The following is a 26400-nucleotide window of genomic DNA, read 5'->3' on the forward strand; positions in this document are numbered from 1 at the left end:
ATGTCACTCGACAAACTCCTCCCCTCGTTCTTGCAACGAGAACGAGCGGACGACAGATCGCCGGCTGATGCGGATGGAGTGGTCCTCCACGAGTGTCGACACTGTGGGTCGAAGTTCGAGGAGTATCCGGAAACGTGTCCGGTCTGTGGGTCGACCGAGATCGCGACCTACGAGTTCGAGGCGGACGACGACATCGGCGACGACGATGACGATGGGAATGATGACGAGAGTACCACCGAACACGCAGACACTACTGACGAGAGCGAAGACGCTGACGTGAACCACGACAACGACGCTGAAACCACCAGTACTACTGACACGGACACCGACGAAAGCGAACCAACGGACCACACTGACGGTGAGGTGTCCACAGCGGCCGAGGGAGTCGAGGAGCGTGAGTCAGTGTCAACGTCAACGTCAACATCAGACGACTCGAGTACTGCCGAGACTGACCGAACCAGTGATGCGGAACGTCAGTAGGAAGTCACGTCGGTAGTGTATGACTCCGACAGGCGCACTGACGACGGGACGTAACAGCGTCCGTAAACCTCGGGAATTGGAATATCTGTCCGAGTGACTGAGTAATATCGACACCACTCATCATATACATGAATGGTATTGAATTTATATAGCCATCTGGTGTTGAAATATGAACGCAAAAGAAATCATGAACCGTCGACACGTTCTCAGTTCGATAGGAACGACAACTGGAACACTGCTCGCAGGCTGTCTCACAGACGACAGTGGCGAACCGATGGCATCACCAGCGCTCGTGGAGATTGCAAACAAGACCGGCGAGCCCATTGAGATTGAAGTCGCGGCTCGAAAAAACGACACAGCGGTGTATGACGAGCGATACACGATCAGAGAGGTACGAGTAACAGAGCGAGACGACATCGGCGAATACGCGGATATTGATGGAGTCCAGATCGCCGAGGACTGGATGGCGATTCCAGCAGAGTACGAGTTCGAATTCAGGATTCCACAGCACGGGTTAGAAGCCACGTTCAGCAGCACGGATTCAATTGGCGAGTACGACAACGCACACCAGAGTGAATTGGACGGAGAGTGCTACTTCGTTCAAGTCACCATTGGAGACGAAGCACAACCCGATACCGCACGGGTAGATGCAACTCCGGAACGCATTCTTGTCGGAGCAGAAGTTTATCATCACGATATATTCGACCGCTCACACGCTGGTGATTGTACCTGACATCCTTTAACCCGGCATGCTGTCCGTCACAGGGTGTGTACTGTGGCATGTCCGTCGATAGAGACAGGCCAGCACCTCGGAGCAGCGCAAGCGAGTCAATCTATACGACCGGTGACACCTACGCTGCCGACTCCAAACCGTATTTACTGCCACAGACGAAACGTCCAGACGATGGAACGCGGGTCGCCGGATTCGTTTACGCGCATGGGCACGCTGGGGATCGAAGAGGAGTGTTTCGTCGTCGACGAGCACGGTCGACCCACGAGCGGCACCGACGAACTCGTCTACGAACACGACCCTCCCGAAATCCTCGCCGACCGACTCGACCACGAACTGTTCAAGTTCGTTATCGAGACACAGACACCGCTCATCGAGGATCCCAGCAACGCTCGTGAGGTGCTCCTCGAGATCCGCCGTGCACTCGTCGACCACGCCGAGCACCACGGCTTCCAGATCGCCGCCGCAGGCCTCCACCCCCTCGCGCGCTGGCGTGAACTCGAGCACGCCGAAAAGCCACGCTATCGCGCGCAACTCGATCGCATCCAGTATCCACAGCATCGCAACACTACCGCCGGCGTCCACGTCCACGTGGGTGTCGACGACGCCGATAAGGCCGTCTGGATCGCCAACGAACTACGCTGGTACGTTCCGATCATGCTCGCGCTCTCGGCGAACTCGCCGTACTGGAACGGGTTCGACACCGGCCTGCAGTCCGCGCGCGCGAAACTGTTCGAGGGCCTGCCGAACACCGGTATGCCAACCTATTTCGAGGATTACGAGGACTTCGACCGCTTCGAGCGCCGAATGCTCGCCACCGACTCGATCAACGACCGGGGTGAACTCTGGTACGACGTGCGCCCGCACACCGCACACGGCACCGTCGAACTCCGAACACCGGACGGCCAGGCTGATCCTGATCTCGTGATGGCGTTCGTCGAGTACGCCCACGCGCTCGTCGAGGCGCTTGCCGAGGAGTACGAAGACGGCACCCCGAACTCCCGTCATCGGCGCGAACTGCTCGACGAGAACAAGTGGCGCGCGCTACGCTACGGCCACGACGCCTCGTTCATCGACCGCGACCTCGAGGGCACCGTCGATCTCGGCGAGGTCGTCGACCGCGAGTGCAACCGACTCGGTATCGACGGCATCAGACAGGTCTACGAGCGCGAAAGCGGTGCAGAAAGACAGCGCCGGCTACTCGCGTCCGGTGGGCCGGACGAACTGTGTGGATCACTATTGCTTGGTACGGAATAACGGCCGGGTGGTGTCGCTGCCGGTGCCGAAGAAGTGAACGTTACGGATGGTAGTTAGGCGTCGTCGTTGTCGTCGTCGTCATCGTCGTCGTCATCCATATCGTCGTCATCGTCGTCATCGTCGTCTTCGTCGTCATCTACGTCGTCATCTTCATCATCCATGTCGTCGTCTTCGTCATCCATGTCGTCATCTTCGTCATCATCTATGTCGTCGTCCTCATCATCCATCTCGTCATCGTCCATCTCGTCATCCTCGTCGTCCATATCGTCATCGTCCATCTCATCGTCATCAACTGGATCGTCGTCCGGATCAGCCGGATCATCAGGATCCTCTGGATCATCGTTACATCCCGCGAGCGCAGCGGCGCTCACGGCACCACTGATTGCGATCAGTCGTCGGCGTGTGAGTCGGTCGTCCATTGTCAGATCCTCGGTTGCATACCGGAACGCCGACCACCAAGAGAATGCGGCACCTATCTCGCAGGCAGAGCGGACAAACAATAGTTACATCCGACCCGTACGAGGTTGGTATAAATGCGTGGTATCACACAGCATGAAGATGTATCTATGAGGGTACACATACTCAGATGGCATGACCGAGCACGGCGAATTCAGGCCATCAGCTAACAATCGTTTACGAACGGGGCACAATCAAACGTCAGAACGCTTTAGTAACATAGATGACTGGAGTGCGAATAACTGCTGCGGCTGAGCGCGTATGGAACGCTTTCCCGATCAAAACGGGCCACAGGGGCCGTTCGTTCGATCAGAAACGGAAACCGTCACAGAACGTAACCGGTCTGTACAGACTGACAGTCTGGACCACCGTCTGTTGAGACTGGTGTGCCGACGGGCGGCGTTACTCGTCTGTGCCGACGCTGATAACCTGCAAGAGTGAGTACACCGGCACACCTTCGATTTCCTCGATCCCCTGCTTATCCGCGAGCACGACACAGGCAAGCGGCTCGCCACCTTCCGCGCGAATCGCTTCGATCGTCTCGCGCATCGTCGTCCCGCTCGTAATGGTGTCGTCGACGATGTAGCACTCGCGGTTGCGGATTCCGGCGAAGTTCCGGGAAAACGTCCCACCGAGGTTCTCGATATCACCTTCTTCCCACTGATGTTTCGAAGGCGTGTACGTGCCGAGATCCGTCTCGAGTTCCCGCGCAACGAGCGTGGCGACCGGGCCGCCGGCCTTCTCGATTCCGATCGTCAGGTCGACGTCCTCGCCGTGTTTGGCGAGCAGGTCGGCCATCGCAGCAGCGACGTGGCTCAGCCGCTTGCTGTCGCGACCGATCGCGGACCAGTCGACGTGAATGTCCTGTGGACGGCTTCCGTTCTCCGTGGCGGTATCCGTCGTCGATGCAGTGTCAACTGCGCCGTCGTCTGACTCCGACTGCGTCGTCGCATCACTGCGCTCGACGAGCCAGCTTGCAGTTTCGCGGGAGACGTTCAGTTCGTCTGCGATTTCGCCCTTCGAAAGCCCGCGCGCAGCCAGCTCGGCAGCGCTCTCGATGAGATCGTCGACGTTTTTCATATACTGCCCTTCGGACGCGGTTTTTATAGACGTGTCGTCCTTTCGAAAATGGGCCGTGACCGCGAGCAACGAGAGAGTCCGTCAGCCGATGCTGTGGCGAACTGGAAACAGATCGCCGCAGCCGACGGAAAACGGTTATCCCACTGCCACTGCCAGGTTATCACATGGAACGATACGACCTCGTCTACCGCCTCTACGACGAGTACGACACCACCACGTTACGGGAGTACCAGGAGTTCGTCGACATCTTTCCTGCCGTCGACTCGCGAGTCGCACTCGAGCACTGGCAGGATGCAAACGACGAACTCGAGTCGCGCAAGAACGAGATCCGCAGTGACTTCGCAGCGGGCGAGACGTTTGCAGAGATTGCAGCACACACGACTCGCGATCAGGCGTTTACGGCGCTCGATCTGGAGGCCAAGTACGGCCGCGCGGTGAACGTACTCGTCCTCGACGTCGACGAGACGCTGCGCTCGGCCGGCGGCACGGACAATGAGATCCCCCGCGAGACGCTGCACGTGCTGACGGAGTTTCACGAAGCCGGGATCCCGATCGTCATCTGTACGGGCCAGACCTTAGAGAACGTCAAGGGCTTTGCGATCCAGGGGCTGGGCAGCGAAATCGTCCACTCGGGCGACCTCTCGATCGTCTACGAGGCGGGCACGGGCGTCTTCACGCCGGGCCATGGCGCTGACACGAAACAACTGCTCTACGAGGATCTGGACGACGAAATTCGGGACGTGTTCGACGACGTGCGCTCGCGCGTCCTGCCCGACGCACCCGCGGATCTGCGGCGGGGCTGTCACCTGCAGGGCAACGAATTCAACGTGACGATGAAGCCGAACTACGAAACCGGCTCTACCCAGGCCCGCGAGATCATCGACAAAGCACTGGTCTACGTACTCGAGTTACTCGCAGAGTCGGTGGGTTCGATACTCGCGTTCGACGGCGGAGACCAGACAGTCGAGGCCGAAAACGGCACCATCGAACTCGAGGGCGAGTCAATCACCGACTGGACGCATACCTTCTACGCCGATCAGGATTCCGAGATTCGAGCCGTTCTGGAGAGCGAAGGCGCGTACCCAGACCTCGATCCAGCTGCCGTTCCCGGCGACCTCGCAGCCGTACTCGATCGAATCGACGTCGCCTACTACGAGGCCGACGCCGCCGAAATCGGTAGCCTCGAACTCAACAAAGTCGTCGGCGTCGAACGCGCACTCGACGTACTCGACATCACAGATCCGTTCGCGCTCGTTATGGGCGACTCCAAGAGCGATCTGCGAGTCATGCGCTGGGCTGACGAGAACGAGTCCGGTATCGCCGCCGCCCCAGAACACGCCTCACGGGACACCTTAGAGCACGTCCTCGGTACGGACGAACTCGTCTTCGACCGCGGTCGCAGCGTCGACGTGTTGCGAACTGTGTCCGCACTCAATCAGCTAGCCCGACTCGAGTAGCGCTGCGATCAGCCGCCACTCCCATTACTCACGTAAGCGATCGCTGGCCTGACCGAAGTTCCTATGCGCCCGCCACTCCTTCACAGAACTGTGACCGAGTACGACGCGATCGTCTACGATCTGGATGGCACGCTCGTCGATCTCGACGTCGACTGGAACGCCGTCGCTGCAGACGTCAAAGCACTCTATGCCGACTCCAACGTCGAACCGCCGAGTGACGACCTCTGGGCCATGCTCGAGTGGGCAGCCAACGCTGGTCTCGCGGATGCCGTCGAAGAAGCCATCGCAGCCCACGAGCGTGCCGGCGCACCGACCTCACCCCGACTCGCGCACGCGGACGAACTTGCAAACGGTATGGCGACCACGCCTGTCGGCGTCTGCTCGCTCAACTGCGAGGCTGCCTGCCGACGGGCACTCGAGTCCCACGGGCTCGTGTCGGCGGTGGACGTGATCGTTGGCCGTGACACAGTCGAGACGCAGAAGCCGGATCCGGAGCCGTTGCTCGTTGCGGTCGACGAACTCGGTGTCGAACCGTCAGATGCAGTCTTTGTCGGCGATTCGGCGCGGGACGAGCAGACGGCCAGGCGAGCCGGCGTCGAGTTCGAGTACGTGGGCGACGGCCCGTCGGGTGTCTGAGTCTGACTGAAATCTGCAACAGCCCGCAGCCCGGTGTCGTGGCCGTGGTGACGTTAGCGTTGTGCGCGCTTCGCGTACAGAAATACCGAAATCGAGACGACCAGCCAGATGACTGCACCGACGCGGATCGCAAACTCGGCTCGCGACCCCCACGTCGGCAGCTCTACGTTCAGCGAAAGCAACGCGACGATCGGTGCCCCGATCAGGATCGTAAGGACGAACGTCATCTGCATCACCCACCCGTAATCGACGCCGTCGGGCGTGGTGGTTTCGACGGGGTCTGGCACGGTTTGAATTCCCCACCCTGCCCCCTTAAGCGTCGCGACTCACCGCTCACAGTGGCTATAACCTGCTGTTGAGTGGGGCATTACGCACACAGATTGACGGGGCGTCGGTCCGTTATGGACAGATGAAGAACGGTGCTGTTTACTATTCGAACGCGAACACGAACGTACGCATGACCACTGTCCGGGACGTGACCGCCAAGGCAGGCGACGAACCGATCACGATGCTGACCGCCTACGACGCGCCGACCGCCGATATCGTCGACGACGCCGGTGTCGACATCATCCTCGTCGGCGATAGCCTCGGCAACACGTCGCTCGGCCACGATACCACACTCCCCGTCACCGTCGACGACATGGCCCGCCACGTCGGCGCTGTCACCCGCGCAACCGACGACGCACTCGTCGTCGCCGACATGCCGTTTCTCTCCTTCGGCGTCGACGAGGCCACGAGCATCGAAAACGCCGGCCGCATGCTCAAAGAGGAAGGAGCTGATGCGGTCAAACTCGAGTGCGGTCCGCACACGGTCGACCTCACCGAGAAGCTGGTCCAGCTTGGGATTCCGGTGATGGCCCACCTCGGGCTGACGCCACAGCACGTCAACCAGTATGGCGGCTACCCCCGGCAAGGGACGGATCAGGCGGCTGCAGCGCAGATCCTCGACCTCGCGCGCGAGCACGAGGCGGCCGGCGCGTTCGCGCTGGTACTCGAGCACATCCCGTCGAATCTCGCTGCCGAGGTGACGGCTGCACTCGAGACGCCGACGATCGGGATCGGTGCCGGTCCCGAGTGTGATGGACAGGTGCTCGTGGTCGACGACGCAGTCGGCCTGAGCGGGTGGTCGCCGTCGTTCGCGAAGCAGTTTGGCTCGGTTCGTGAGGAGATGGAGTCGGCTGTGGGTGACTACGTCGAAGCGGTCGAATCTGGCTCGTTCCCGGCGGACGAGCACAGCCACGAGTCGGCGGATCTGGACGAGATTTACTGAGCGGGTCGCCGTGAGTCGCCGTGAGTGTTTATGATCGGTGCGGATATCGATGACAGCGGACTGGTGTCGAAGTGTATTCCAGACGAACGCATTAGCGTCGGGAAAACGCACTCGCGGTAGCCGCCGCACCGAACGCAGCGAGCGCGACTCCGACGATCATCGTGACGGGAAAGAATAGATCCTCGGTGAGCGCGCTGAGCAGTGGGTTCGACGGCATGCCGCTGAGTGAGCCGAGAACGAACAAGAGCAGACAGAACACCACGAAGCCGGCGACTGCACCGATGGCACCGAGCGTTCCAACGGCGGACGGCGGCTGGTCGAACTGAATCCCGGTGAGGACGCCGGTCAGGGTCGCCACAACGGGTGCGAGCAAAATTGCAGAGCCGATCGCATCGACCACGATGTGGAGGCTCTCGATTTCACCTTCCATCCCGAAGGAACCACCGAACCCGGCGAAGATGTTGTACAGGACTGGTGGAACACCGAATCCGATCGCGATGGTCGCGAACAGGAGCACGTTGAACGTGATAACCCGCCCGTTTTCCGCCCGGAGGAAGGTGTCTGCGAGCACGTCACTGGGGAGGCGGGGGTTCCACTCGTCGTTCTCGTCGCTCTCCTCGCCTGTTCTCTCGTTCGGGTCATCGCTCGGCGACTGATCAGCCATATGTTCAGTACATACATGTCTCACAAAATTGTTGTTAATCGATGGAGACACCAATACTGATGACAAACTGCCACGAAGAGCCAGTATGTCGCGTCTGGTGACAACAGTCAGTTCGACTTGTCTCTTCATCGGCGGCATGCTGACGCTTGCGATCGTCCTCGCCCTGGTTTTGCTCCCACAACCCGTCCTTCCGTTCTCAGCCTGCACCGACGTTGGATACGTCGGCGGACCGCCGGGTGGCTTCGAGTACGAGGGCTACCGGTGGCTCTGGCTGGAGTACTCGCCGGACGGCGGCGTGAATCGGTGTGGTACACCGATCGTCTCGGTCGCGGTCGGACTGCTTGTGGTTGGTGGTGTCCTCCGCGGCATCGATCGCCGAACGCAGTAGTTCGACCGCTGGACACAGCCCTCACTAATCCGAAAACCGCTTCGATACCATACCATCCGACCCCCGCGTACCGCGCTCTCCCGCCTACTCCACGGTCGACGCGACGAACTCACGAACCGCCTCGTTGAACGCCGCCGGCTGTTCGAGCATCGCCATATGTGCCGCGTCCTCGAGTTCGACCGACCGAGCATCGTCGATCTCCTCCACCAGAAACTCGTGATACTGCGGCGGCGTTAGCTTGTCGTGCTCGCCGTAGACAACCAGCGTCGGCACGTCGATCCCACCGAGTTCGTCGCGCACGTCGAACGTATGGCACGTCTCGAAATCGCGCTGTGTAACCGCCTGCTCGGACGCGCGCAGCTGGTCACTCGAGTACGCCGCCAGGTCGCTGTCGGCATCGTGGAAGAAACAGTCCGGGCCGTGGAGGAATTCGACGGCACGCTCGAAGTCGTTTTCGAGCCAGTTGCGGAGGTCCTCGAGGACGCCGAGGCGGGCACCGGTGCCGGTGAGGACGACGGCATCGGGGCTGTACTCGTCGCCGCGTTCGAGGAGGATGTGCATGACGACGGCACCGCCGAGTGAGTTCCCGACGAGGACGTCGGCGTCGGTTTCGGTCGCGACGGCGATGACGTCGTCGGCGTAGGCCGAGAGGGTCGTGTAACCGGCACCCGCATCGATATTGTCGGAGTCGCCGTGGCCACTCAGATCGAGGGTAACGACGGGACACTGATCCGCGAGGCGGTGCTGGGATTTCCAGACTGCTCGCGTGCCGCCGCTTCCGTGGACAAAACAGATCGTCGGTCCATCCCCACCCCGATCAGAAACCTCGTAGGCCGTCTCCCGGCCCTGGTGTGATACCGTCTCCATACCTCTTTGCACGACCGGCGCGGGTATAAAGTCTCAGACAGGGTCAGGTCAGTTCACGAACCAAGCGTTATCGCCTCATCTGCCGCGTTTTGCAACGCATCAGAGCGCCCGTGAGAACCGGGTGCGATTGCGATCGTCTCGATTCCCTGCGCCGCCGCGTGTTCCAGAACGGGTTTGAAGTCGGTATCGCGCGAGGCGATCGCGAGCGTGTCTATCGTTTGGTCGGTCGAGAGCGCAGTCGCGTCGACAGCCAGTTTCACGTCGACGTCGCCGCTCGTGATGACGACCTCGAAGCCGCGCGCTTCAGCCGCCTGAATGAGCCCTGGCGTGGCGTGTTCGTCGAGATAGAGCCTGATCACGCCGACGCGTCCGAGGCCGCCGGCAACGTCCCGAAGGTCGTCGAGATCGACGTCGAACTCGTCGCGGAAGACGTTCGGCCCGTCGACGAACAGCCCAACGGCTGGCTCGCGGTGGGAGTCGGTATCGGGAGCGAGACGGGCGCGAACGCGGTCAAACATACCGATCGGTAGCCACGGGTCCGGGAAAGGTGTAGCGAAACCGCCCGGAACTCCCGCTCGCGTTCACCGCAGAACGCGGCCACACTGGGTGTGTTCTAGTAGCCACTGCAAGTCAATGCACACCTGATCGCACGACTGCTGTGCGATCAGTGTGTAACGAGTTGCAGTTGTTATACTGCCGGACAGAACTATTCGAAGATCGGTCGCGCTACTGCGGCCGTCCCCGAGGTGACGGCCGCGACTTTCCGACCGACTTCTCACTGACTTTTGTCCGACAGTATACTATCGGTCCCTGGCCGTCTGTGCTGGTACTTCTGATCGAGACAGATAGTCACCCCGACGCCGTCGGGCGAAAACAGTGTCTCTGTTTCTCACTCCACTCTGCATGGTATAAGCCACCGCCTGCACCTGTGCAGCACTTATACACAACATATGTTTCTAGAATCATAAATTGCTTGTAAGAAATATAGAATAAATCATTCTGAGTTCGATAAAACTCTACTACTTTCACGAAAAGATGACTCTCATCGCATGCAACCAGAACGACGCGATACGCGAAGTCGTCGGTCGATACTCAGGGGTGCTGGGGCCGTCGGTGGACTGATCGGAGCCACCGGTCTCTCGAGTGCCACGCCCGGTCGCAGCCCCGGGCCGAAACAGACAGAACTGCTTGTCGGGATCAACGACGAGTACGCCCGCAGTTCAGCAAACGGTACCGAACGAACAGCGCGCGAAGCGGTGCCGGCCGATGCGACGGTCGTTCACTCGAACGAGCAACTCGAGTACGTCGCCATCGAGGTGCCGGCGGAACTCCCATCGGAGGCGGTCGAACACGTTCGCGACGTGCTCGACTCGAACGACGCAATCGAGTACGTCGAGGAGAACGCGACGCTGCAGTCGCTGTACACGCCGAACGACCCGTACTACGACAGCCAGCACGCGCCACAGCAGGTCAACTGCGAGGACGCCTGGGCAGAGACGCTCGGTGACGAAGACGTCACGATCGCAGTCGTCGACCAGGGAGTCGAATACGAGCACGAGAACCTGTCCGGAAACGTCGACGATCGAATCGGCGAGGTCTTCGTCGGCCGGGGAAGTGATCCCGGGCCACTCTCGAGAGGCGACACGCACGGGACGCTCGTTGCCGGCATCGCCGCCGGCGAAACGGGGAACGGAACGGGACAGGCGGGAATCAGCAACTGCTCACTGCTCGCCGCACGCGCGCTCGACGAGCAGGGTCAGGGTGCGCTTTCGGACATTGCCGATGCAATTCAGTGGGCAGCAGACGAGGGAGTCGACGTGATCAACCTCTCGCTGGGAAGTTCTAGCGGGCTGTGGACGCTCGAGAACGCCTGTGAGTACGCCACCGAACGGGGCTGTCTCGTCGTCGCAGCGGCCGGCAACAGCGGCGGCAGCGTCATGTACCCGGCTGCATACGACGACGTGCTGGCCGTCTCGGCGCTCACGTCGCGCGACAGGCTCGCGTCGTTCTCGAACCGTGGCCCCGAGATCGATCTTGCCGCACCCGGCCAGAACCTCCTCTCGACGACGCTCAACGACGGCTACGACCGAATCTCCGGCACATCGGCGGCCGCGCCCGTCGTCGCCGGCGTCGCCGGACTGGTCCGGTCTGTCTATCCGGGGCTCTCGAGTAGCGCGCTGCGCGAGCACCTGCGGGAGACAGCAGTCGATGTCGGCCTCAGGTCAGCCGCACAGGGTGCTGGCCGCGTCGATGCTGGGAACGCAGTCACGACAGTGCCGGAGGGGTACGACGGGCCAGATGAACGAGATGGCGACACAGATGAGGATGAAGAGGACGACGAGGATGACGAGGAGACAGACACCGACGGTCATCTGCTCTCGTTCGTTACCGAGCCAGAGGCATCGTTTGCAGACTACGAATTCACCGCGACGGGTCCGGTCGAGTTCACGACCGCCCCTGGACAGACGCCCTCCGGAGGCACCATCGAGGGAGGCACGTACGCCGCGGAGGACTACATCGAGGAAGACGACGAAACCTGGCATGCCGGCGGCGTGACTGGCGGCGGACAGGGTGATGCCTTCAGCGTCGAGGGTGCGATCACCTCGATCGAGGTCGGCCAGCCAGACGTGATGTGGGTGGAACTCGACGGCGAGCGGCTATCACCCGAGGAGGTTATCGAGGAGACGACGGGCGACGATACGGACGAAACGGACGGGGGAGAGGAAGACGAGAGCGACGAGACCGACGAGACCGACGAGCCACAGTGTGGCGACGAAACCAACACCGCCCGCGTCGAGGGCGACCTCGACGGCAGCGGCTGGTGGCCCGACACCGCGCGCTGGCAATACACGCCGCAGACGGAGAACCCGTGCGAACTGACGCTGACCGTCGACGGACCGTCCGGTGCCGACGTTGAACTCTACATGACGCGTGACGGGCGGCGACCGACCCAGTGGGACGCCGACGAGTCTGCCACCGCCACCGGCGACACGCAGTCACTCACGACGGCCCTCGAGTCCGACGACACGGTTCGGATTCTCATCACTGCGACGGGCGGGAGTGGAACGTACGAACTCGAAATTGTCGAACAGGGCTACTGATCGGGACTGGACGAGGAAACTGATCGACGCACCGTTGGTCGCTCTTTGACATCCTCCCCGCCCCGAAGGGAGAGGCTTGCTCCTTGATTCTCCGTAAAACAGCGCCCTGTGGTGTGGTGAGTGGGGTGACAATAGGTGCGTTTTCGACACCAGAGGTCGATCCCCCTTCGTCTCCCGGAGCCCCCTTTTTCGCTACAATCGAGCACATGTCCAAATTGAGTCCGGATTTTCGACCATAGTTGTAAACAATGCGTGTGTTTACCACTCAGTAGGAAGGTATCAGCTCAATGCCGTTGCCAATGGCTATCGGTTGAAGATATTAGACTATAGAAGTGTAATAGAAGCCTAGATTTAGCAGAATAAATCCTACATCGTTTCATAACATTTTAATAGAAAGTCAGTATTTTCTACGTCGTATCATGACACGTGATACCAATAGTAATGTCGGGCGGCGATCAGTACTGAAAGCAGCAAGCGCACTGGGGGCCTTCCTGGGACTCGGGGGAGTTGCCAGCGCAACACCGGGACGCGAGCCCGGCCCCAAAAAGGACGAAATCATCGTCGGCGTTTCCGAACGCGTCTCGAGTACCGAGGCGACGGTCGAATCGAAGATTCCGACGAACGCGGAAATTGTCCACACGAACGAGACCCTCGGCTACGTTGCAGTCAAGTTCCCGAGCAACGCTGCCGAGCAGGCACGCGAGAATTTCAAACGGAACGTTCTCCAGGAGGACGACATCGAGTACGCAGAGGACAACGCAACCTACGAGACCCTGGAAGTCCCGAACGACCCGATGTACGGCCAGCAGTACGCGCCACAGCAGGTCAACTGTGAGGGTGCCTGGGCGGAGACCTACGGCGATGACGACGTCGTCATTTCAGTCGTCGACCAGGGGATCCAGTACGACCACGAGAACCTCGCGGAGAACATGGACGGCAGCGTTTCTGACTACGGATACGACTTCGTCGACGATGACGGTGACCCGTACCCAGTCAGTGCCGGTGAAAATCACGGGACACACGTCGGCGGAATCGCCGCTGGCGGGACCAACAACGACACTGGACACGCCGGCATCAGCAACTGTTCGATGCTTTCAGCACGCGCGCTCGGCGACGGTGGCGGTGGGTCACTTTCAGACATCGCCGACGCAATTCAGTGGTCTGCAGACCAGGGTGCAGATATCATCAACATGTCTCTCGGTGGTGGTGGCTTCAGTGAGACGCTCGACAACGCCTGCCAGTACGCCTACGACGAAGGAACCCTGCTCGTTGCCGCAGCAGGGAACGACCACGGCGGCAGCGTCTCCTACCCGGCGGCCTACGACAGCGTCATGGCTGTCTCCTCGCTCGATGAGGGAGAAACGCTCTCGTCGTTCTCGAACGTCGGGCCGGAGATCGAGCTCGCCGCACCCGGTGGAAACGTCCTTTCGGCAGTCAACTGGGACGACTATGACTCGCTGTCGGGAACCTCGATGGCATCACCAGTTGCCGCCGGTGTCGCTGGGCTTGCACTGTCGGCCCATCCAGGGCTCTCGAACGACGAACTCCGGGACCATCTCCACGACACCGCCGTTGACATCGGCCTCTCCGACGACGAGCAAGGATATGGCCGAGTGGACGCCGAACTGGCCGTCACTACGGATCCAGACAACGGTGACGACGATGATGACGATGACGACGACGAGGACGATCCAGGTGACGGAGAATGTGGTGACGAGACGAACACCGCAACCGCCGACGGCGAACTTAGCGGCGGCTGGGGCGGCAACCCGAGTGACACCTACAGCTACGAACTGTCGACGGACAACCCGTGTCACGCAACCGTCACACTCGACGGCCCATCGTCAGGTGCCACCTTTGACCTCTTCCTGACGCTCGACGGCCGCACGCCGACGACAAGCGACTACGACCGCCGCTCGTACAACTGGGGCGCGGACGAAGAAATCGAGGTCGACTTAGACGGCGACGAGGAACTCGGCATCCTCGTCGACCGCTACGACGGCAGCGGTTCCTACACGCTCACCATCGAAGAACTGGGCTCCTAACCGAGTCCCCGGCCGGGACTTCCCGCAACTAGCCCACGTTCCACTCGAGTACCAGCCACCGACGCTGCGACACCAGCACGCACCATATCGATCACAGCGACCACAACGACAACACCAGCTACACCAGCCACACCAGCCACACCAGCAGTCAGACATCGTTCACACCATGCTACCTCGAGTTGATCCGGAACGGACGGCCAGGTCTGTGGGTTGGTGGCCGTCAGGGCGGTAGTCACACCAGCGCAGCCTGACCCACCTCGGCGACGTCTCCTGTTTTTTGTCTCGAGTGCTCGTGACAGGGAGATCACAAAAGACCTTACTATCCCCGGCGTGTCCTGCCGAGTATGCCGCTTCAGACGCCGCCTTTGCGTGGGATTCACGACGAACGTGGTGCCAAGTTTACGGAGTTTGGCGGCTGGGATATGCCGGTCGAGTTCGACTCGATTCAAACGGAACACGCGGCCGTTCGGGAGGACGTTGGCATCTTCGACGTCTCGCATATGGGCCAGATTCACGTTACTGGTCCGGACGCGACGACGTTGATGCAACGGCTGACCTCCAACGACGTCACCCGACTCGACGTCGGCGACTCCCAGTACGCGACGATTACGGACGAAGACGGACTGATCATCGACGACACGGTCGTCTACCGCCTCCCGGACGAGAATGGCGAGGCGACCTACCTGTTCGTCCCGAACGCTGGCACCGACGAAGCGACCCACGAACGGTGGATCAGCTACCGCAACGAGTTCGACCTCGAAGCGACCGTCGACAATCAGACCGACGAGTACGCCATGTTCGCCGTCCAGGGTCCGAACGCACCCGACCTCGTCGACGAAGTCACCGACGAGTCACTCACTGACGTCGACCGGTTTACAGCGACGATGGCAACCGTCGACGGCGTCGAGTGCTGGACCGCTCGGACGGGGTACACCGGTGAGGACGGCTTCGAACTGATCGTGCCCGCCAGCGAGGCCGAGGACATCTGGGCGCAGTTCGACTGTCAGCCCTGTGGCCTCGGTGCGCGAGACACGCTCCGAATCGAAGCCGGCCTGCTACTTGCTGGTCAGGACTTCGACCTCGAATCCAATCCGCGGACACCATACGAGACAGGCATCGGATTTACTGTCGCACTCGACACCGAGTTTGTTGGCCGTGACGCGCTCGAAGCCGCGCGTGAGGACGGATTCGACGAGGAACTCGTCGGCTTCCAACTGATCGACCGCGGAATCCCGCGCCACGGCTACGACATCACGAACATGGACGGCCGCGTTATCGGCACCGTCACCAGCGGGACGATGAGTCCGACGCTCGACCAGCCGATCGGACTTGGCTACGTCCCGAGTGAGTACGCAGATCCGGGGACGACCCTGCAGGTGGTCGTGCGCGGCCAGTCGAAAAAGGCAAGAGTTGAAACGATCCCGTTCATCGATACGGTTTAAGTACCGGCTACACGCAGACGGAGATAGCGGATCACAGACGAGACACACCACCACTACCACCATACACATGAGCTTCGACATTCCCGACGACCGACAATATCTCGAATCGCACGAATGGGCACTCGAAACCGACGACGATACCGTCCGCGTCGGCATCACCGACTTTGCACAGGACGAACTCGGCGACGTTGTCTTCGTCGAACTTCCCGACGAAGGGGACGACCTCTCACAGGAAGCCGAGTTCGGCGTTATCGAGTCCATCAAGGCAGTCTCTGACCTCTATGCCCCCGTCGGCGGCGAGGTCGTCGCCATCAACGAGGAGTTGTTCAATGCGCCGGAACTCGTCAACGACGACCCGTTCGGCGACGGCTGGATGCTCGAGATCGATCCCGCCGACACGGACGAACTCGCGAATCTGCTCTCGGCCGACGAGTACGAAGCCCAGGTCGCTTAATCGCGGCCCGACGAGGCGGTTGAGGTCGATTACTGTCCTCTCATGCCTTCACGACAGCGTATGCTACAAGCCACTCGACACTGGTCATCTCGCAGTGGGTGGTGCCAGTGTCAGTGTCAGTGTCAGTGCCAGTGCCAGTGTCAGCCCCGGTGCCAGTCCCGGTACGGGTACCAATACCAATACCGATACCGATACCGCAACCGCAACCGCAACCGGTGTCTTCCTGACAGGCAAACAGCAGTGACTCTGTCCGGCCGGCGTGTTCACGCTCTACTGTTCATCACCTCCGTCCTCGATCCATGACTCCTCCCATCAGCGGGCTCGACATAGTCGCACTCGTCCTTCTCGGGCACGTCTGGGCGGTTTTCGTTGCACTTGCAATCCATGCCAACAGGTCGAACCCAGACCTGGAGTCCGGTGGTCGCTGGGCGGGCCGACGGTTCTCCCTCGGAACGCGACTGTACGCCGGGACGCTCCTGCTCGCGACGCTCGTCGTCTGGCTGCCGTTCGCAGTCGGGGGCTATCCGTTCTGGCCGGGGGCAGCGGATTCAGGGACCGCTCGTGGTGCGTTCTTCGTGACGGTGCTCGGAGGAATCGCCATTGGCGGTGGCTTCTACCTGTTCGTTGGCGGGATCGTCGCCGCTCTCACCAGCTACCGACTCCGGCGAGCAGAATCGACGGCTATCGGCGACATCGACGATGGGCTCGTCAGCGTTTCAGGAACAGTAGTTTCGGAGACGAATACTGGTACCAGCCCTCTCAGCGCACCCCTGACAGGGACTGCTGCCGTCTAGTACCGGCTTACAGCAACCGACACTGAAACAACGACATCGCACTCACTCAGTTCACGCCTCACCAACTCGCCCACGGCTCTGCTCGGCCTGACAGCTCGACACACCTCATCACAACTCGACTGCGATCACGTCCCGTTCACACTCGAAGACGGCTCCGGGACGATCCGCGTCGATCCCGCCCACGCAACGATTGCACTCGAGTCGACCACGACACAGGTCCAGGCGTCGGAGACGCCGCCGGACCGTCTCACGACGTGGTTGCAGGACGCGCGGTACGTCGACGACGTCGACCGGGGCCGGGACCGGACGTATCACGAGACGGTACTCGAGCCGGGTGCTGACGTGACGGTCGTGGGTATTGCGCGGTCGCAGGCGGTCGATGGGGGTGCGGGCGTGGATGTGAAGGCGGATGTGGATGTGGAGGCGGAGGCGGATGTGGATGCGGAGGCGGATGTGGATGCGGAGGCGGATGTGGATGCAAATGCAGATTTCCGTGATACCACAGAGGACGCTCCAACAGCGTCCACAGAGTCGGACACATCTTCACTCGTCATCGCAGCCCGGAACCCGTCGACAGAACTGTTCATCGAGAGCGGGCCCGAACGGACCGCACTCGCCCGGGCGTGGTATCGCGGAACGGCCGCTCGCGGATTGTGCTGGGGAGCAACAGCGGTCGCCGCTGGCAGCGCAGCACTGTGGTGGATGACACTCACCTGGTGAGCGATCAAAGCGATCAGAGCGGTCAGAGCAATCACTCCCTGACACCACTCACTCTGCTTCGCGGTCGGCCGCGCTGCCGTCCTCGGCCGGGGTCGTCCGGTTGAACGCAATCAGCACCGCGCCGGAGACAACCACCATGCCAACCGCCCAGAGCAGCCAGGCTCTCGGATCATCCAGAACATACACGAGTCCGAGCGTTGCCAGATAGCAGCCCGCCAGCGCGGCCGTCCACTGTTCCGTTCGATCCATACTGGAGTTGGGTTACTCGAGTCCAACCAGTTCGTCGAGGAGGTCCTCGAGCGGGGTCGTCGTCACGGCGAGCGAGTAGCCGTCGATGCGTGCGAGGTCGGCAGCGTGGGGCCAGAGGTCGTCTTCGTCGATACCGTGGAGGATAACGGCGTTCGGCGTCGGGTTGAGCACGCGCAGGGCGACGGCGGTCGCTTCGCCGCGGGTGACGCCGGTAAAGACGAGGACGCGGTTGGTGCTCTGGCCGTAGAGGCGGAAGAATTCCTCGCTGGAGAGTCTGGTAATTGCCTCGATGCTGTCGATGACGGTGTGGCCGCTGATTCGATCCGTGCCGCCGGAGGCGACCTCCGTCGCGCCGACGTCGTCGTAGAGTTCTGAGAGGGGGACCGAACTCGCGTACTCGCGCAGGTCGAGAACGACGTCGCTGTCGAAGCCGGCAGAGAGCACCCGGCCGTACTGCCGAATGCGGTCGCCGCCGCGGCGCTCGTCAATCGTGAGGAGTCCCTCGACGAGTCGGCCAACGACGCCGATGCCGGGGCTCTCGCGGCGGCCGCTCTCGTAGTCGGAGATCACCGAAGAGGAGACCTCGAGTTCGGCCGCGAGGTCGGTCTGGGAGACGTCGAAGTCGGTGCGCCACTTGCGGAGTGTCGCTCCGGGGTCGTCACTCAGCGTAATTTCGCCGGCGATCTTCTCAGCGAGTTCGCGTTTCGGCCCGCGTCCGCCCATACTCGTCGGTCGGATGGGGTACCCAAGTAGCTACCGAAGCGCGCTGAAAGCGAGCGCCGGCAGCGGAAAATGCAGTTTGTTATGCAGTTGATTGCGCAGGTGATTGCGCAGTTGGTTATGCAGTTGGTTTGGTAGGTACTTCGCGGTTCGGTTCGTGTGTCGATTATGCGTTGTTCATTCGCTTGCTCTCTCGGTTACCACAGCGCTGGCACTCGCGAACGCGGTACGGTTCGCGCGAATAGCGCGCGTTGGCTCCTTCGCCGCCTTCAGTAACGAGCTGCACAGAAACTTCGTGTAACGTGTCAATTCCGCAAACCTCACACGGCTCGGTCATCCCGTTTGACACACCATCAGTCGTTGCCATACCTGCGCATCTCACCTACAGGTGATATATCCCGTTCAGCGAATTCGGACAGAGAAAAGAGGTATATATAGGTATTTTCAGGAAGTGAGAAAACCGGCAAGAGTATATTATTCCATTCTGACATAGGCACGATCCGTGTCAGTACTAGCCAATACGTTTCGGCCAATAAAAATATAACGGATGGAGAAGGTCGGCCTGACTGGGAAAGCCTTTTGCTGTAACTCGCGCAACGAGTGAGACATGAATGAGGAGTCCTCCATCGAGGAAATTCTCGATACGATCGGGGACGAGCATGCGCGCACCATACTCGCCTCGATCAGCCGCGAGCCGGGCTCAGCGAAGGAGCTCTCAGAACGGCTCGACCTCTCGCAACCAACGATTTACCGTCGTCTCGACGTTCTCAAAGAGAACGAACTGATCAAAGACCGCACGCTCGTCGCCGATGACGGCAACCACTACAAGGAATATACCTGTAACTTCAACAGCACGGTCATCTCGCTGGAAGACGACGAATACGACGTTCGGATCTTCCGAGAGGAAAACCTCCCCGACCGGTTTACGCGCCTGTGGGACGAACTCGGTGTCCAGTAGTGGCGATTGGACAGTCGATGGCGGCGAAACCACTGCCACCGATACTGCAGACGCTGCAGATGAGGCCGGTGACGATGGGAACTGAGACGGTGCCGACACCGCTGACGGCACATCGGAACGAGATCCGCACCGAAAACGGCTCAACCGATGGAGCGCTCCACTTCTCACCACACTTCTCGCCACGAATACGGACACAGCGGCCATCATATTCATGCTAGGAACCGACACATCCCTCGCTACACGACCGATTGCACCGACACACCTGCCAAAACCACTACAATCCCACCACCCAACTCTCTGTCAATCAGGTGATCTCCACTAATGCTCGACGCACTCGCAGAAGGGGTCCTCATGCTGATGCAACTGACCGTCTTTGCACTGGCACTCGGACTCACCCTCATCAGCTTTCAATCGTACACGAAGAGTCAATCGAAACGACTCGAGTCGGCGTTCATCGGCTTCGCCTTCCTCAGTATGGGCGTTGCCCTGACGACGATTACGTCACAGCTCCCATCGGCCGCAACGGCGTTCTACATCGTCGAAACGATACCGTTCATCGTCGGCTTCGGCATGCTGTACGTCTCGCTGTACCGGTAGCCAAACACCGCCAAATCACTCCGACTCGAACGCTGGTTCTACTGTCTCGACACGCGACTCGACCCACGATACCGCCGCGTCGACCGATTCCTCGGTCGTTCCCGTGACCCGAATCCGCCCTGGTCGCTGCTCGCTGCGCGGATAGCTCCCAACACTGACGTCGAACTCGTTCGTGACGGACTCGAGTACGTCGTGCAGCGAGCCCTCGGGAGCGGGGGTGTAGATCGTCCGCGCGATGGCCTCGCCGGAGAACTCGTCGACGACGGTGTCGAACATCGCGCGCATTTCGTCGGGGATGCCGGCGAAGACGTAGACGCCGTCGACGACGCAGCCGGGGGCCCAGCCCTCGTCGACGACGATGGGTGTTGCACCCTCGGGGAGCGAGGCGGCAGCCTCGAGGTCGAGTTGGAGGTCGTAGTCGGCGACCAGGTCCGGGTTTTCCTCCCGGAACGCGGCGGCTTTCTCGCGCAGTCGGTCGTAAATCTCCTCGAAAACGACGAACTCGCGGTCGAGGCCGTCGGCCACCGCGGGAACGGTGACGTCGTCGGGCGTGCCGCCGATGCCGCCGGTGACGATGATCGCGTCGAACTCGGGGTTGTCGTGCCAGCGGGCAACGGTGCTCGCGATGAGTTCGCGGTCGTCGGGCACCGTCAGAATGCGCCTGACGGTCGCGCCGCGCTCGCTGAGCCGGGCGGCGAGCCAGGAGGCGTTGGTGTTCGTCGTCTGCCCGGCGAGGAGTTCGTCGCCGACGGTGAGGAGTGCGACGTTCATACCGACGGTTCGGGCTCGATTTAGTTAGCGTCCGCGGCTTGGCTTGCGTGGGCGGTCGTCACTACGACGTAGTAGCACCGCTAGCTCCGCCGGTATCAGTCGCGTCCGGCCGTGCGCGTAGCCGTTCGATTCGCGCGCCGAACGACGGGTTTGGAGAGAACCACTCACGACCGGGGTCAGTATCGTGAGCGAACCCACCCGTCCTAACAGCGTGCTCGATGGCATCCGCGAGGACGGCAGCGCCGACTTCGTCGCCAGCCTGCCTGTCGGTGTAGAACCGCAGCCGTCTGGTCCCGGCCCATCCAAGCAGGACCATACTGAGTGCGAAGACCACACCGACAGCAACCGCGCCGCGGAAGAACGCGAGAAGGAAGCCTACAGCTGCACCGAGAAGCGGCGACATCACGACCAACGTACTGTAACAGCGTTTTTGCTCACGCCGCGCGACGACCAGTGCCGTGAGGGCCTCGTCGTCGAGTGACTCGAGTGCCGCCCGCGAGACGAACAGTACTCGGTACCGTGGCGGCCCGGCGAGGCGAGTCGTCAGGAACTGGATGTCGGAGTCGACGACGCGAACGCGGACGGAGTGTGGCTCGAGCGCCGCGGACTCGAGTACGTCTGCGAGACGCGCTCGTTCAGCGTCGGTTGGCTGGCGGACGGGCGACAGCAGCGCAACGAGAATCGGCGCTGTGAGCCAGCAGAGAAGACCGGTGAGTGGTTGTAGAATGGGTAACCACATATATCGGGGAACGTTTTTACTTTCGCCCACCGCACACCGAGGTATGTCAGACGTAGCGCTTGACGACCGCGGCCGTCTCACACTCCCAAAGGAGATTCGAGAACGGTACGGCGAACGCTACCACATCGTGCAGCTTCACGACGGAATCAAGCTCGTACCAGTTGCCGAGGACCCACTCGAGGCGCTCCGAGACGAATTCGAGGATGTTGAGAAGTCGGCCGACGAACTTCGCGACGGTGCACGAGATCTAGTCCTCGACGAGGCCAACCGATAGATGTACGCAGAAACCGACTTTCTACTGGCGCTCATCAAGGACGAGGACTGGCTCGGAGATGCTGCCGAGACAGTGTATCGCGCGCACCAGGACGAACTGTGGACCTCTCAGTTCACGCTCATCGAACTCCTGATGGTCGCCTACCGGGAGGACCGAGACACCGAACGCGTCGTTTCGAACGCCGCCAACCTCGTCGAGGTACGCGGTGACGTAGACACCGTCGTCGCCGCAGCAACGTACGTCGAAGACCACGGGTTCACGCCGTACGATGCGCTCCACCTCGTCGAATCGAGCGGTGAGACGATCGTCTCGACTGACGACACGTACGCAGACGTAACTTCCCGACTCGACCTGAAAACGGTCGCCGAAGAGTGATGCTCCGCAATCCCTAAACGCGACTCCTTCCAATAGCCATCAATGAGCGACTGGACCGAGACGTACCGCCCGACGACGCTGTCGGAGGTACGCGGGAACAACAAGGCCCGTGACAAACTCAAAGAGTGGGCCGAGACCTGGGACGACCATCAGGACGCGGTGATCGTCCACGGGAGCCCCGGCGTCGGGAAGACCTCGGCCGCCCACGCGCTGGCGAACGATCTGGGATGGCCCGTGATGGAACTCAACGCCAGCGACAGCCGCGGAGCCGACGTCATCGAGCGCATCGCCGGCGAGGCCGCAAAGAGCGGGACACTCACCGGCGGCGAGTCGGGCCGACGGCTGGTCATTCTGGACGAAGCGGACAACTTCCACGGCAACGCCGACTACGGCGGCTCACGGGAGGTCACCCGCGTCGTCAAGAGCGCAAACCAGCCGATAGTGCTCGTGGCCAACGAGTTCTACGACATGAGCCAGAGCCTCCGCAACGCCTGCGAGACGATCGAGTTCCGCGACGTTTCGAAGCGCTCGATCGTCCCCGTTTTGCGGGATATCTGCCGCCGCGAGGACATCGAGTTCGAGGACGACGCCCTGCAGAAGATCGCCGAAGACACGAGCGGCGACCTTCGTTCCGCGGTCAACGACCTCCAGGCAGTCGCCGAGGAAGCCGAGCGACTGACCGTCGACGACGTGGTGACTGGTGACCGTGACACAACGGAAGGCATCTTCGACTTTCTGGACACGCTCATCAAGGAAGAAGACGCCGAAGGAGCACTCAAAGCGTCCTACGACGTCGACGAGAATCCAGACGAGATGCTGAACTGGATCGAAGATAACGTCCCCAAGGACTACCAGGGTGCTGAACTGGCGGACGCCTACGAGTTCCTCGCGAACGCCGACCGCTGGCTGGGTCGGGTTCGCTCGACGCAGAACTACTCGTTCTGGCGCTACGCCTCGGACAACATGACTGCCGGCGTCGCGGCCTCCCGCCGCGAGCCGAAAGGCGGCTGGACCCGGTACGGACCACCGAGCTACTGGCGGAAACTCGGCAGCAGCAAGGGCACGCGCAAGACACGCGACGCAATCGCCGAGCGGATCGCCGAGCGCGAGGGGACGAGTGTCGGGACCGCCCGCCGAGAGATCATGCCGTTCCTCTCGGCAATGACTCACCACTGCAAGAATCGGGACCTGACCGTGCAAATGGCCGCGGCGTACGAACTCGACGAGAAGGAGGTCTCGTTCGTGACGGGAAGTGGAAAGAGCACCAACAAGGTCCAGTCGATTGTTGAGGACGCCGAAGAGCTGCTCACCGAGCAGACGGTCGAACACTCCGGCTCTGCGTTCTTCGATACGTCCGATTCGGACAGCGATTCAACAGCGGCGACGGACGCGGAGTCGCTGGCCGACGACGAGGCGTCCCAGGCAGCCAGCGATGGCCAGGGACAGGGACAAGGACAGGAAACGCTCGTCTCTGCGGGTGAAGACGGGACCGGTTCGTCCAGCGAAGAACCGGATGACGAACCTGCCGAAACGGGTTCCCCAGACGAGACCGACGACGATCAGTCCGGCCTGAACGACTTCTTCTGATCAACCTCGTCCAACTTGGCCGTCTATAGCGTCTCCAGTGACAACAATCCCACTTCTGTGAGGTGTAGAAAGACCTATACGTCACCCGTGGACACGTCGTCATAATCGCGGTTCGGCTCGGTGGGTACCGCCCTGGCCCCGTTCCGCACGAGCAGGTCCATGACCGACAAGAACGACTGCACAACAGGTGATCGTGATGACGACGCCCCCACAACAGGTGCCAACGACGCTGACAGCTTCACAGCAGGCACCGGTGAGGAAGACGTTATTGGCAGCGAGACTGAGACCGAGACCGGCATCGACACCGGGAGCGAGAACCAGAGCGATACCACAACGAAACCAAATCTTCGGAAAGCACTCCTGTTACTCCTCGTCGGTGCCGGCGTCATCTGGCTCGGTTACTCCGACTACACCACCCAGGAGGAGCGCCTCGAGAACGCAGTCGAGGTCGACGCCGAAATCGTCGAGACGGACGTCGACCGACGAAGTTCAAGCAGCGGCAGTAGCGGTTCCACGTACTACCCCGTCGTCGAATTTGAATACAGCTACGAGGAGTCGACGTACACCAGTTCGAATCTCCACGCGAGTGACTCTCGCAGCGGGCACTCGAGTCGGTCGGCAGCCCAGTCGATCGTTGCGGAGTACCCAGAAGGTGAACAGGTGACGGCGTATCTCGATCCGAGCGAGCCCGAAACGGCGTTTCTCGAGACTGAAGAGTCGAATAGCCCCTTCCTCTGGATGGGCGTCGGTGTGCTCTTTGTGCTCGCTGGTGGTAGTATGGTTGTGAAGGGACAGGTAGGGACGGGAGGGGATAATGGCGAGGACGACGATAAAGTAGAGGCTTGGGCAGAGGACAAAAACGGGGATCGGGACCAGCAGACAAAGTGGCAGTAGCACAGGAAAGTGGGTAACTCTCGTGTAGAGAAACGCTGAGCGAGAACGGGCGGGGAACGAGGGCCGTGACCGAAGCCAGCCGACACACCCAACGGCTGCTACAACAACCCGAGTTCAGAGCCGACCGTCCGGAACGACTCCAGACACGTAATAATGTCGTCGCGGTCGTGAGTCGCGATCGGCGCGACGCGGAGTCGACTCTCGCCTTCCGGCACCGCAGGCGGCCGAATCGGCGGGACGACGATCCCGCGGGCGCGAAGCCCGTCCGCGAACGCGAGCGCGTCTCGCTGGTCACCGACAATCACTGGGAGAATCTGGGACTCACCTGGGATCGAGAATCCCATCGTCTCGAGTCCGTCCCGAAGATGCGCGACGTTCTCCCAGAGCTGTTCGCGCGCCTCACTGTGGCGTGCGAGGTGGAGTGCCTCGCTCGCGGCCGCGGCCGCCGTCGGTGCGAGACCGGTCGAGAAGGCGAACGAGCGGGCCTCGTTGAGCAGACTCTCGATGAGCGCGTCGCTGCCGGCGACGTAGCCGCCCTGGCTCGCGAGCGCCTTCGAGAGCGTTCCCATCTGGATGTGAACCCGGTCCTCGAGCCCCTCCGCCTGCACGACGCCGCCGCCGTCCGCGTAGAGACCGGTTGCGTGGGCCTCGTCGACCATTACCCACGCGCCGAACTCCTCGGCCAGGTCGCAGATTGCCGAGAGCGGGGCGACGGTGCCGTCGACGCTGAAGACGGTGTCCGTGACGATGAGCCAGGATTCGTCTTCGGTGCCCGCGTCCGCATTCGTGCTGTCAGCAACTGCGGCACGGGACTCGAGTGCATCGCGCAGACTCGCCGGATCGCAGTGGTCGTAGACGATGGTCTCGCAGTCGGCGAGTCGGCAGCCGTCGATGAGGCTCGCGTGGTTGCGTTCGTCGGAGAAAATAACGTCCGGCTCGAGTGCGGTGATCGTGCCGACGTTCGCGGCGTAGCCGGAGGAGAACGCGAGCGCGCGCTCGGTACCCTTGGTTTCGGCGAGCAGGCGCTCCAGATCGTGGTGGACCATGGTATCGCCGGTGATGATACGGCTCGCACCGGCACCAGTACCGACGGTGGCGGCGGCCTGTCGGGCCGCGTCCTGCACCCGCTGGTCGTCTGTCAGCCCGAGGTAGTTGTTCGAGGAGAAGACGAGCGCTTCATCGGTGTCGAGCACCGGCAGGTCACCGCCGGCGGCGTCTGCGAAGTACCCGCGCTCGGCGACCCGATCGACGGGGGAGAGCGTCCGTTTTTGCGCGCGTTCCTCGAGTGATCCCAGCCGGGCCTCGAGGTCGAACCCGCGGTCGCAGTCTTCCATTCGCCTGAAGGGAGTCCGTGGCGTGGTTTTACTCTCACGGTTCCGTTTCCATAGGGTTCCT

31 protein-coding genes are annotated in these 26400 nt (G+C 61.4%); 19 read left to right on the top strand and 12 right to left on the bottom strand.

Annotated elements, in window-relative coordinates; translation table 11 throughout:
- The 3 genes from NMAG_RS03295 (at window position 1) to NMAG_RS03305 (ending at window position 2467) form a co-directional block, all read left to right on the top strand.
- The gene (locus tag NMAG_RS03295; RefSeq protein ID WP_004216451.1) at window positions 1–480 is read left to right on the top strand and encodes a hypothetical protein; all 480 of its coding nucleotides are present in this window, start codon (window positions 1–3) and stop codon (window positions 478–480) included.
- A gap of 274 nt (window positions 481–754) precedes the next feature.
- Window positions 755–1213 (top strand): hypothetical protein, encoded by a 459-nt coding sequence (locus tag NMAG_RS03300; protein ID WP_237076811.1) that lies wholly within the window; start codon window positions 755–757, stop codon window positions 1211–1213.
- Window positions 1214–1384: 171 nt separating this feature from the next.
- Complete coding sequence (locus NMAG_RS03305; RefSeq protein WP_004216454.1) at window positions 1385–2467, top strand: glutamate--cysteine ligase; 1083 nt, start codon at window positions 1385–1387, stop codon at window positions 2465–2467.
- A gap of 53 nt (window positions 2468–2520) precedes the next feature.
- Here the strand turns inward: NMAG_RS03305 and NMAG_RS03310 are convergent, their stop codons facing one another.
- Window positions 2521–2886 (bottom strand): hypothetical protein, encoded by a 366-nt coding sequence (locus NMAG_RS03310; protein WP_004216456.1) that lies wholly within the window; start codon window positions 2884–2886, stop codon window positions 2521–2523.
- A 439-nt stretch (window positions 2887–3325) separates the two neighbouring features.
- The gene (gene gfcR, locus NMAG_RS03315; protein WP_004216458.1) at window positions 3326–4003 is read right to left on the bottom strand and encodes a transcriptional regulator GfcR; all 678 of its coding nucleotides are present in this window, start codon (window positions 4001–4003) and stop codon (window positions 3326–3328) included.
- Window positions 4004–4167: 164 nt separating this feature from the next.
- Here gfcR and NMAG_RS03320 point away from each other — a divergent pair, with 164 nt between their 5' ends.
- On the top strand, window positions 4168–5460 hold the full coding sequence (locus NMAG_RS03320; protein ID WP_004216460.1) for an HAD family hydrolase: 1293 nt from the start codon (window positions 4168–4170) through the stop codon (window positions 5458–5460).
- 63 nt (window positions 5461–5523) lie between these two features.
- Window positions 5524–6096, top strand: coding sequence for an HAD family hydrolase (locus NMAG_RS03325; RefSeq protein WP_004216462.1), 573 nt, complete (start codon window positions 5524–5526; stop codon window positions 6094–6096).
- 53 nt (window positions 6097–6149) lie between these two features.
- Here NMAG_RS03325 and NMAG_RS03330 read toward each other — a convergent pair whose 3' ends face one another.
- Window positions 6150–6383, bottom strand: a complete 234-nt coding sequence (locus NMAG_RS03330; protein ID WP_004216464.1) for a DUF5822 domain-containing protein — start codon at window positions 6381–6383, stop codon at window positions 6150–6152.
- Window positions 6384–6553: 170 nt separating this feature from the next.
- Here NMAG_RS03330 and panB point away from each other — a divergent pair, with 170 nt between their 5' ends.
- Window positions 6554–7366 (top strand): 3-methyl-2-oxobutanoate hydroxymethyltransferase, encoded by an 813-nt coding sequence (gene panB / locus NMAG_RS03335; RefSeq protein ID WP_004216466.1) that lies wholly within the window; start codon window positions 6554–6556, stop codon window positions 7364–7366.
- A 91-nt stretch (window positions 7367–7457) separates the two neighbouring features.
- Here panB and NMAG_RS03340 read toward each other — a convergent pair whose 3' ends face one another.
- A complete protein-coding gene (locus NMAG_RS03340; protein ID WP_004216468.1) occupies window positions 7458–8030 on the bottom strand; it encodes a hypothetical protein in 573 nt (190 codons plus the stop codon).
- Window positions 8031–8115: 85 nt separating this feature from the next.
- On the opposite strand from NMAG_RS03340, the gene NMAG_RS03345 reads away from it, so the two are divergent.
- Window positions 8116–8418, top strand: a complete 303-nt coding sequence (locus NMAG_RS03345) for a hypothetical protein (protein WP_004216469.1) — start codon at window positions 8116–8118, stop codon at window positions 8416–8418.
- An 84-nt stretch (window positions 8419–8502) separates the two neighbouring features.
- Here NMAG_RS03345 and NMAG_RS03350 read toward each other — a convergent pair whose 3' ends face one another.
- Both NMAG_RS03350 and NMAG_RS03355 read right to left on the bottom strand, forming a co-directional pair.
- The gene (locus NMAG_RS03350; protein WP_004216470.1) at window positions 8503–9285 is read right to left on the bottom strand and encodes an alpha/beta fold hydrolase; all 783 of its coding nucleotides are present in this window, start codon (window positions 9283–9285) and stop codon (window positions 8503–8505) included.
- Between the two features lie 53 nt (window positions 9286–9338).
- Window positions 9339–9803, bottom strand: coding sequence for an NYN domain-containing protein (locus NMAG_RS03355; RefSeq protein WP_004216471.1), 465 nt, complete (start codon window positions 9801–9803; stop codon window positions 9339–9341).
- Window positions 9804–10334: 531 nt separating this feature from the next.
- Here NMAG_RS03355 and NMAG_RS03360 point away from each other — a divergent pair.
- The 6 genes from NMAG_RS03360 to NMAG_RS22395 all read left to right on the top strand — a co-directional run bounded on the left by NMAG_RS03360 (window position 10335) and on the right by NMAG_RS22395 (window position 17841).
- Window positions 10335–12386 (top strand): S8 family serine peptidase, encoded by a 2052-nt coding sequence (locus NMAG_RS03360; protein WP_004216472.1) that lies wholly within the window; start codon window positions 10335–10337, stop codon window positions 12384–12386.
- A gap of 419 nt (window positions 12387–12805) precedes the next feature.
- Complete coding sequence (gene nep, locus NMAG_RS03365; RefSeq protein ID WP_004216473.1) at window positions 12806–14431, top strand: halolysin-like extracellular serine protease Nep; 1626 nt, start codon at window positions 12806–12808, stop codon at window positions 14429–14431.
- A gap of 344 nt (window positions 14432–14775) precedes the next feature.
- Window positions 14776–15873 carry a glycine cleavage system aminomethyltransferase GcvT gene (gcvT, locus tag NMAG_RS03370; protein ID WP_004216474.1) on the top strand — a complete coding sequence of 366 codons (1098 nt, stop codon included), beginning with the start codon at window positions 14776–14778 and terminating at the stop codon, window positions 15871–15873.
- Between the two features lie 67 nt (window positions 15874–15940).
- The gene (gcvH, locus tag NMAG_RS03375; RefSeq protein ID WP_004216475.1) at window positions 15941–16327 is read left to right on the top strand and encodes a glycine cleavage system protein GcvH; all 387 of its coding nucleotides are present in this window, start codon (window positions 15941–15943) and stop codon (window positions 16325–16327) included.
- A gap of 299 nt (window positions 16328–16626) precedes the next feature.
- On the top strand, window positions 16627–17121 hold the full coding sequence (locus NMAG_RS22390; RefSeq protein ID WP_004216477.1) for a hypothetical protein: 495 nt from the start codon (window positions 16627–16629) through the stop codon (window positions 17119–17121).
- A gap of 162 nt (window positions 17122–17283) precedes the next feature.
- A complete protein-coding gene (locus tag NMAG_RS22395; protein ID WP_237076835.1) occupies window positions 17284–17841 on the top strand; it encodes an MSCRAMM family adhesin SdrC in 558 nt (185 codons plus the stop codon).
- A 48-nt stretch (window positions 17842–17889) separates the two neighbouring features.
- Here NMAG_RS22395 and NMAG_RS03390 read toward each other — a convergent pair whose 3' ends face one another.
- From NMAG_RS03390 to NMAG_RS03400, 3 genes are all read right to left on the bottom strand, one after another.
- A complete protein-coding gene (locus tag NMAG_RS03390; RefSeq protein ID WP_004216480.1) occupies window positions 17890–18090 on the bottom strand; it encodes a hypothetical protein in 201 nt (66 codons plus the stop codon).
- A 12-nt stretch (window positions 18091–18102) separates the two neighbouring features.
- Entirely contained in the window at window positions 18103–18813 is a 711-nt protein-coding gene (locus NMAG_RS03395; protein WP_004216481.1) for a helix-turn-helix domain-containing protein, read from the bottom strand.
- 163 nt (window positions 18814–18976) lie between these two features.
- Window positions 18977–19177, bottom strand: a complete 201-nt coding sequence (locus NMAG_RS03400) for a DUF7835 family putative zinc beta-ribbon protein (protein WP_004216482.1) — start codon at window positions 19175–19177, stop codon at window positions 18977–18979.
- A 240-nt stretch (window positions 19178–19417) separates the two neighbouring features.
- Here NMAG_RS03400 and NMAG_RS03405 point away from each other — a divergent pair, with 240 nt between their 5' ends.
- Window positions 19418–19768, top strand: coding sequence for an ArsR/SmtB family transcription factor (locus tag NMAG_RS03405; protein WP_004216483.1), 351 nt, complete (start codon window positions 19418–19420; stop codon window positions 19766–19768).
- A 321-nt stretch (window positions 19769–20089) separates the two neighbouring features.
- Window positions 20090–20365, top strand: a complete 276-nt coding sequence (locus tag NMAG_RS03410; protein WP_004216484.1) for a DUF7521 family protein — start codon at window positions 20090–20092, stop codon at window positions 20363–20365.
- A gap of 15 nt (window positions 20366–20380) precedes the next feature.
- Here the strand turns inward: NMAG_RS03410 and NMAG_RS03415 are convergent, their stop codons facing one another.
- Window positions 20381–21136, bottom strand: a complete 756-nt coding sequence (locus NMAG_RS03415; protein WP_004216485.1) for a competence/damage-inducible protein A — start codon at window positions 21134–21136, stop codon at window positions 20381–20383.
- Window positions 21137–21197: 61 nt separating this feature from the next.
- Window positions 21198–21875 (bottom strand): hypothetical protein, encoded by a 678-nt coding sequence (locus NMAG_RS03420; protein ID WP_004216486.1) that lies wholly within the window; start codon window positions 21873–21875, stop codon window positions 21198–21200.
- A gap of 43 nt (window positions 21876–21918) precedes the next feature.
- On the opposite strand from NMAG_RS03420, the gene NMAG_RS03425 reads away from it, so the two are divergent.
- The 4 genes from NMAG_RS03425 (at window position 21919) to NMAG_RS03440 (ending at window position 25005) form a co-directional block, all read left to right on the top strand.
- On the top strand, window positions 21919–22149 hold the full coding sequence (locus NMAG_RS03425; protein ID WP_004216487.1) for an AbrB/MazE/SpoVT family DNA-binding domain-containing protein: 231 nt from the start codon (window positions 21919–21921) through the stop codon (window positions 22147–22149).
- Window positions 22150–22524: a PIN domain-containing protein gene (locus NMAG_RS03430; RefSeq protein WP_004216489.1), complete on the top strand. Its 375-nt coding sequence runs from the start codon at window positions 22150–22152 to the stop codon at window positions 22522–22524.
- A gap of 42 nt (window positions 22525–22566) precedes the next feature.
- On the top strand, window positions 22567–24111 hold the full coding sequence (locus NMAG_RS03435) for a replication factor C large subunit (protein WP_004216491.1): 1545 nt from the start codon (window positions 22567–22569) through the stop codon (window positions 24109–24111).
- A gap of 159 nt (window positions 24112–24270) precedes the next feature.
- The gene (locus NMAG_RS03440; protein WP_004216493.1) at window positions 24271–25005 is read left to right on the top strand and encodes a DUF3592 domain-containing protein; all 735 of its coding nucleotides are present in this window, start codon (window positions 24271–24273) and stop codon (window positions 25003–25005) included.
- Window positions 25006–25103: 98 nt separating this feature from the next.
- Here the strand turns inward: NMAG_RS03440 and NMAG_RS03445 are convergent, their stop codons facing one another.
- Complete coding sequence (locus NMAG_RS03445) at window positions 25104–26339, bottom strand: aminotransferase class I/II-fold pyridoxal phosphate-dependent enzyme (protein ID WP_004216494.1); 1236 nt, start codon at window positions 26337–26339, stop codon at window positions 25104–25106.
- Window positions 26340–26400: the final 61 nt, after the last annotated feature.

Origin of the sequence: Natrialba magadii ATCC 43099 (assembly GCF_000025625.1) — an archaeon.
GTDB lineage: Archaea > Halobacteriota > Halobacteria > Halobacteriales > Natrialbaceae > Natrialba > Natrialba magadii.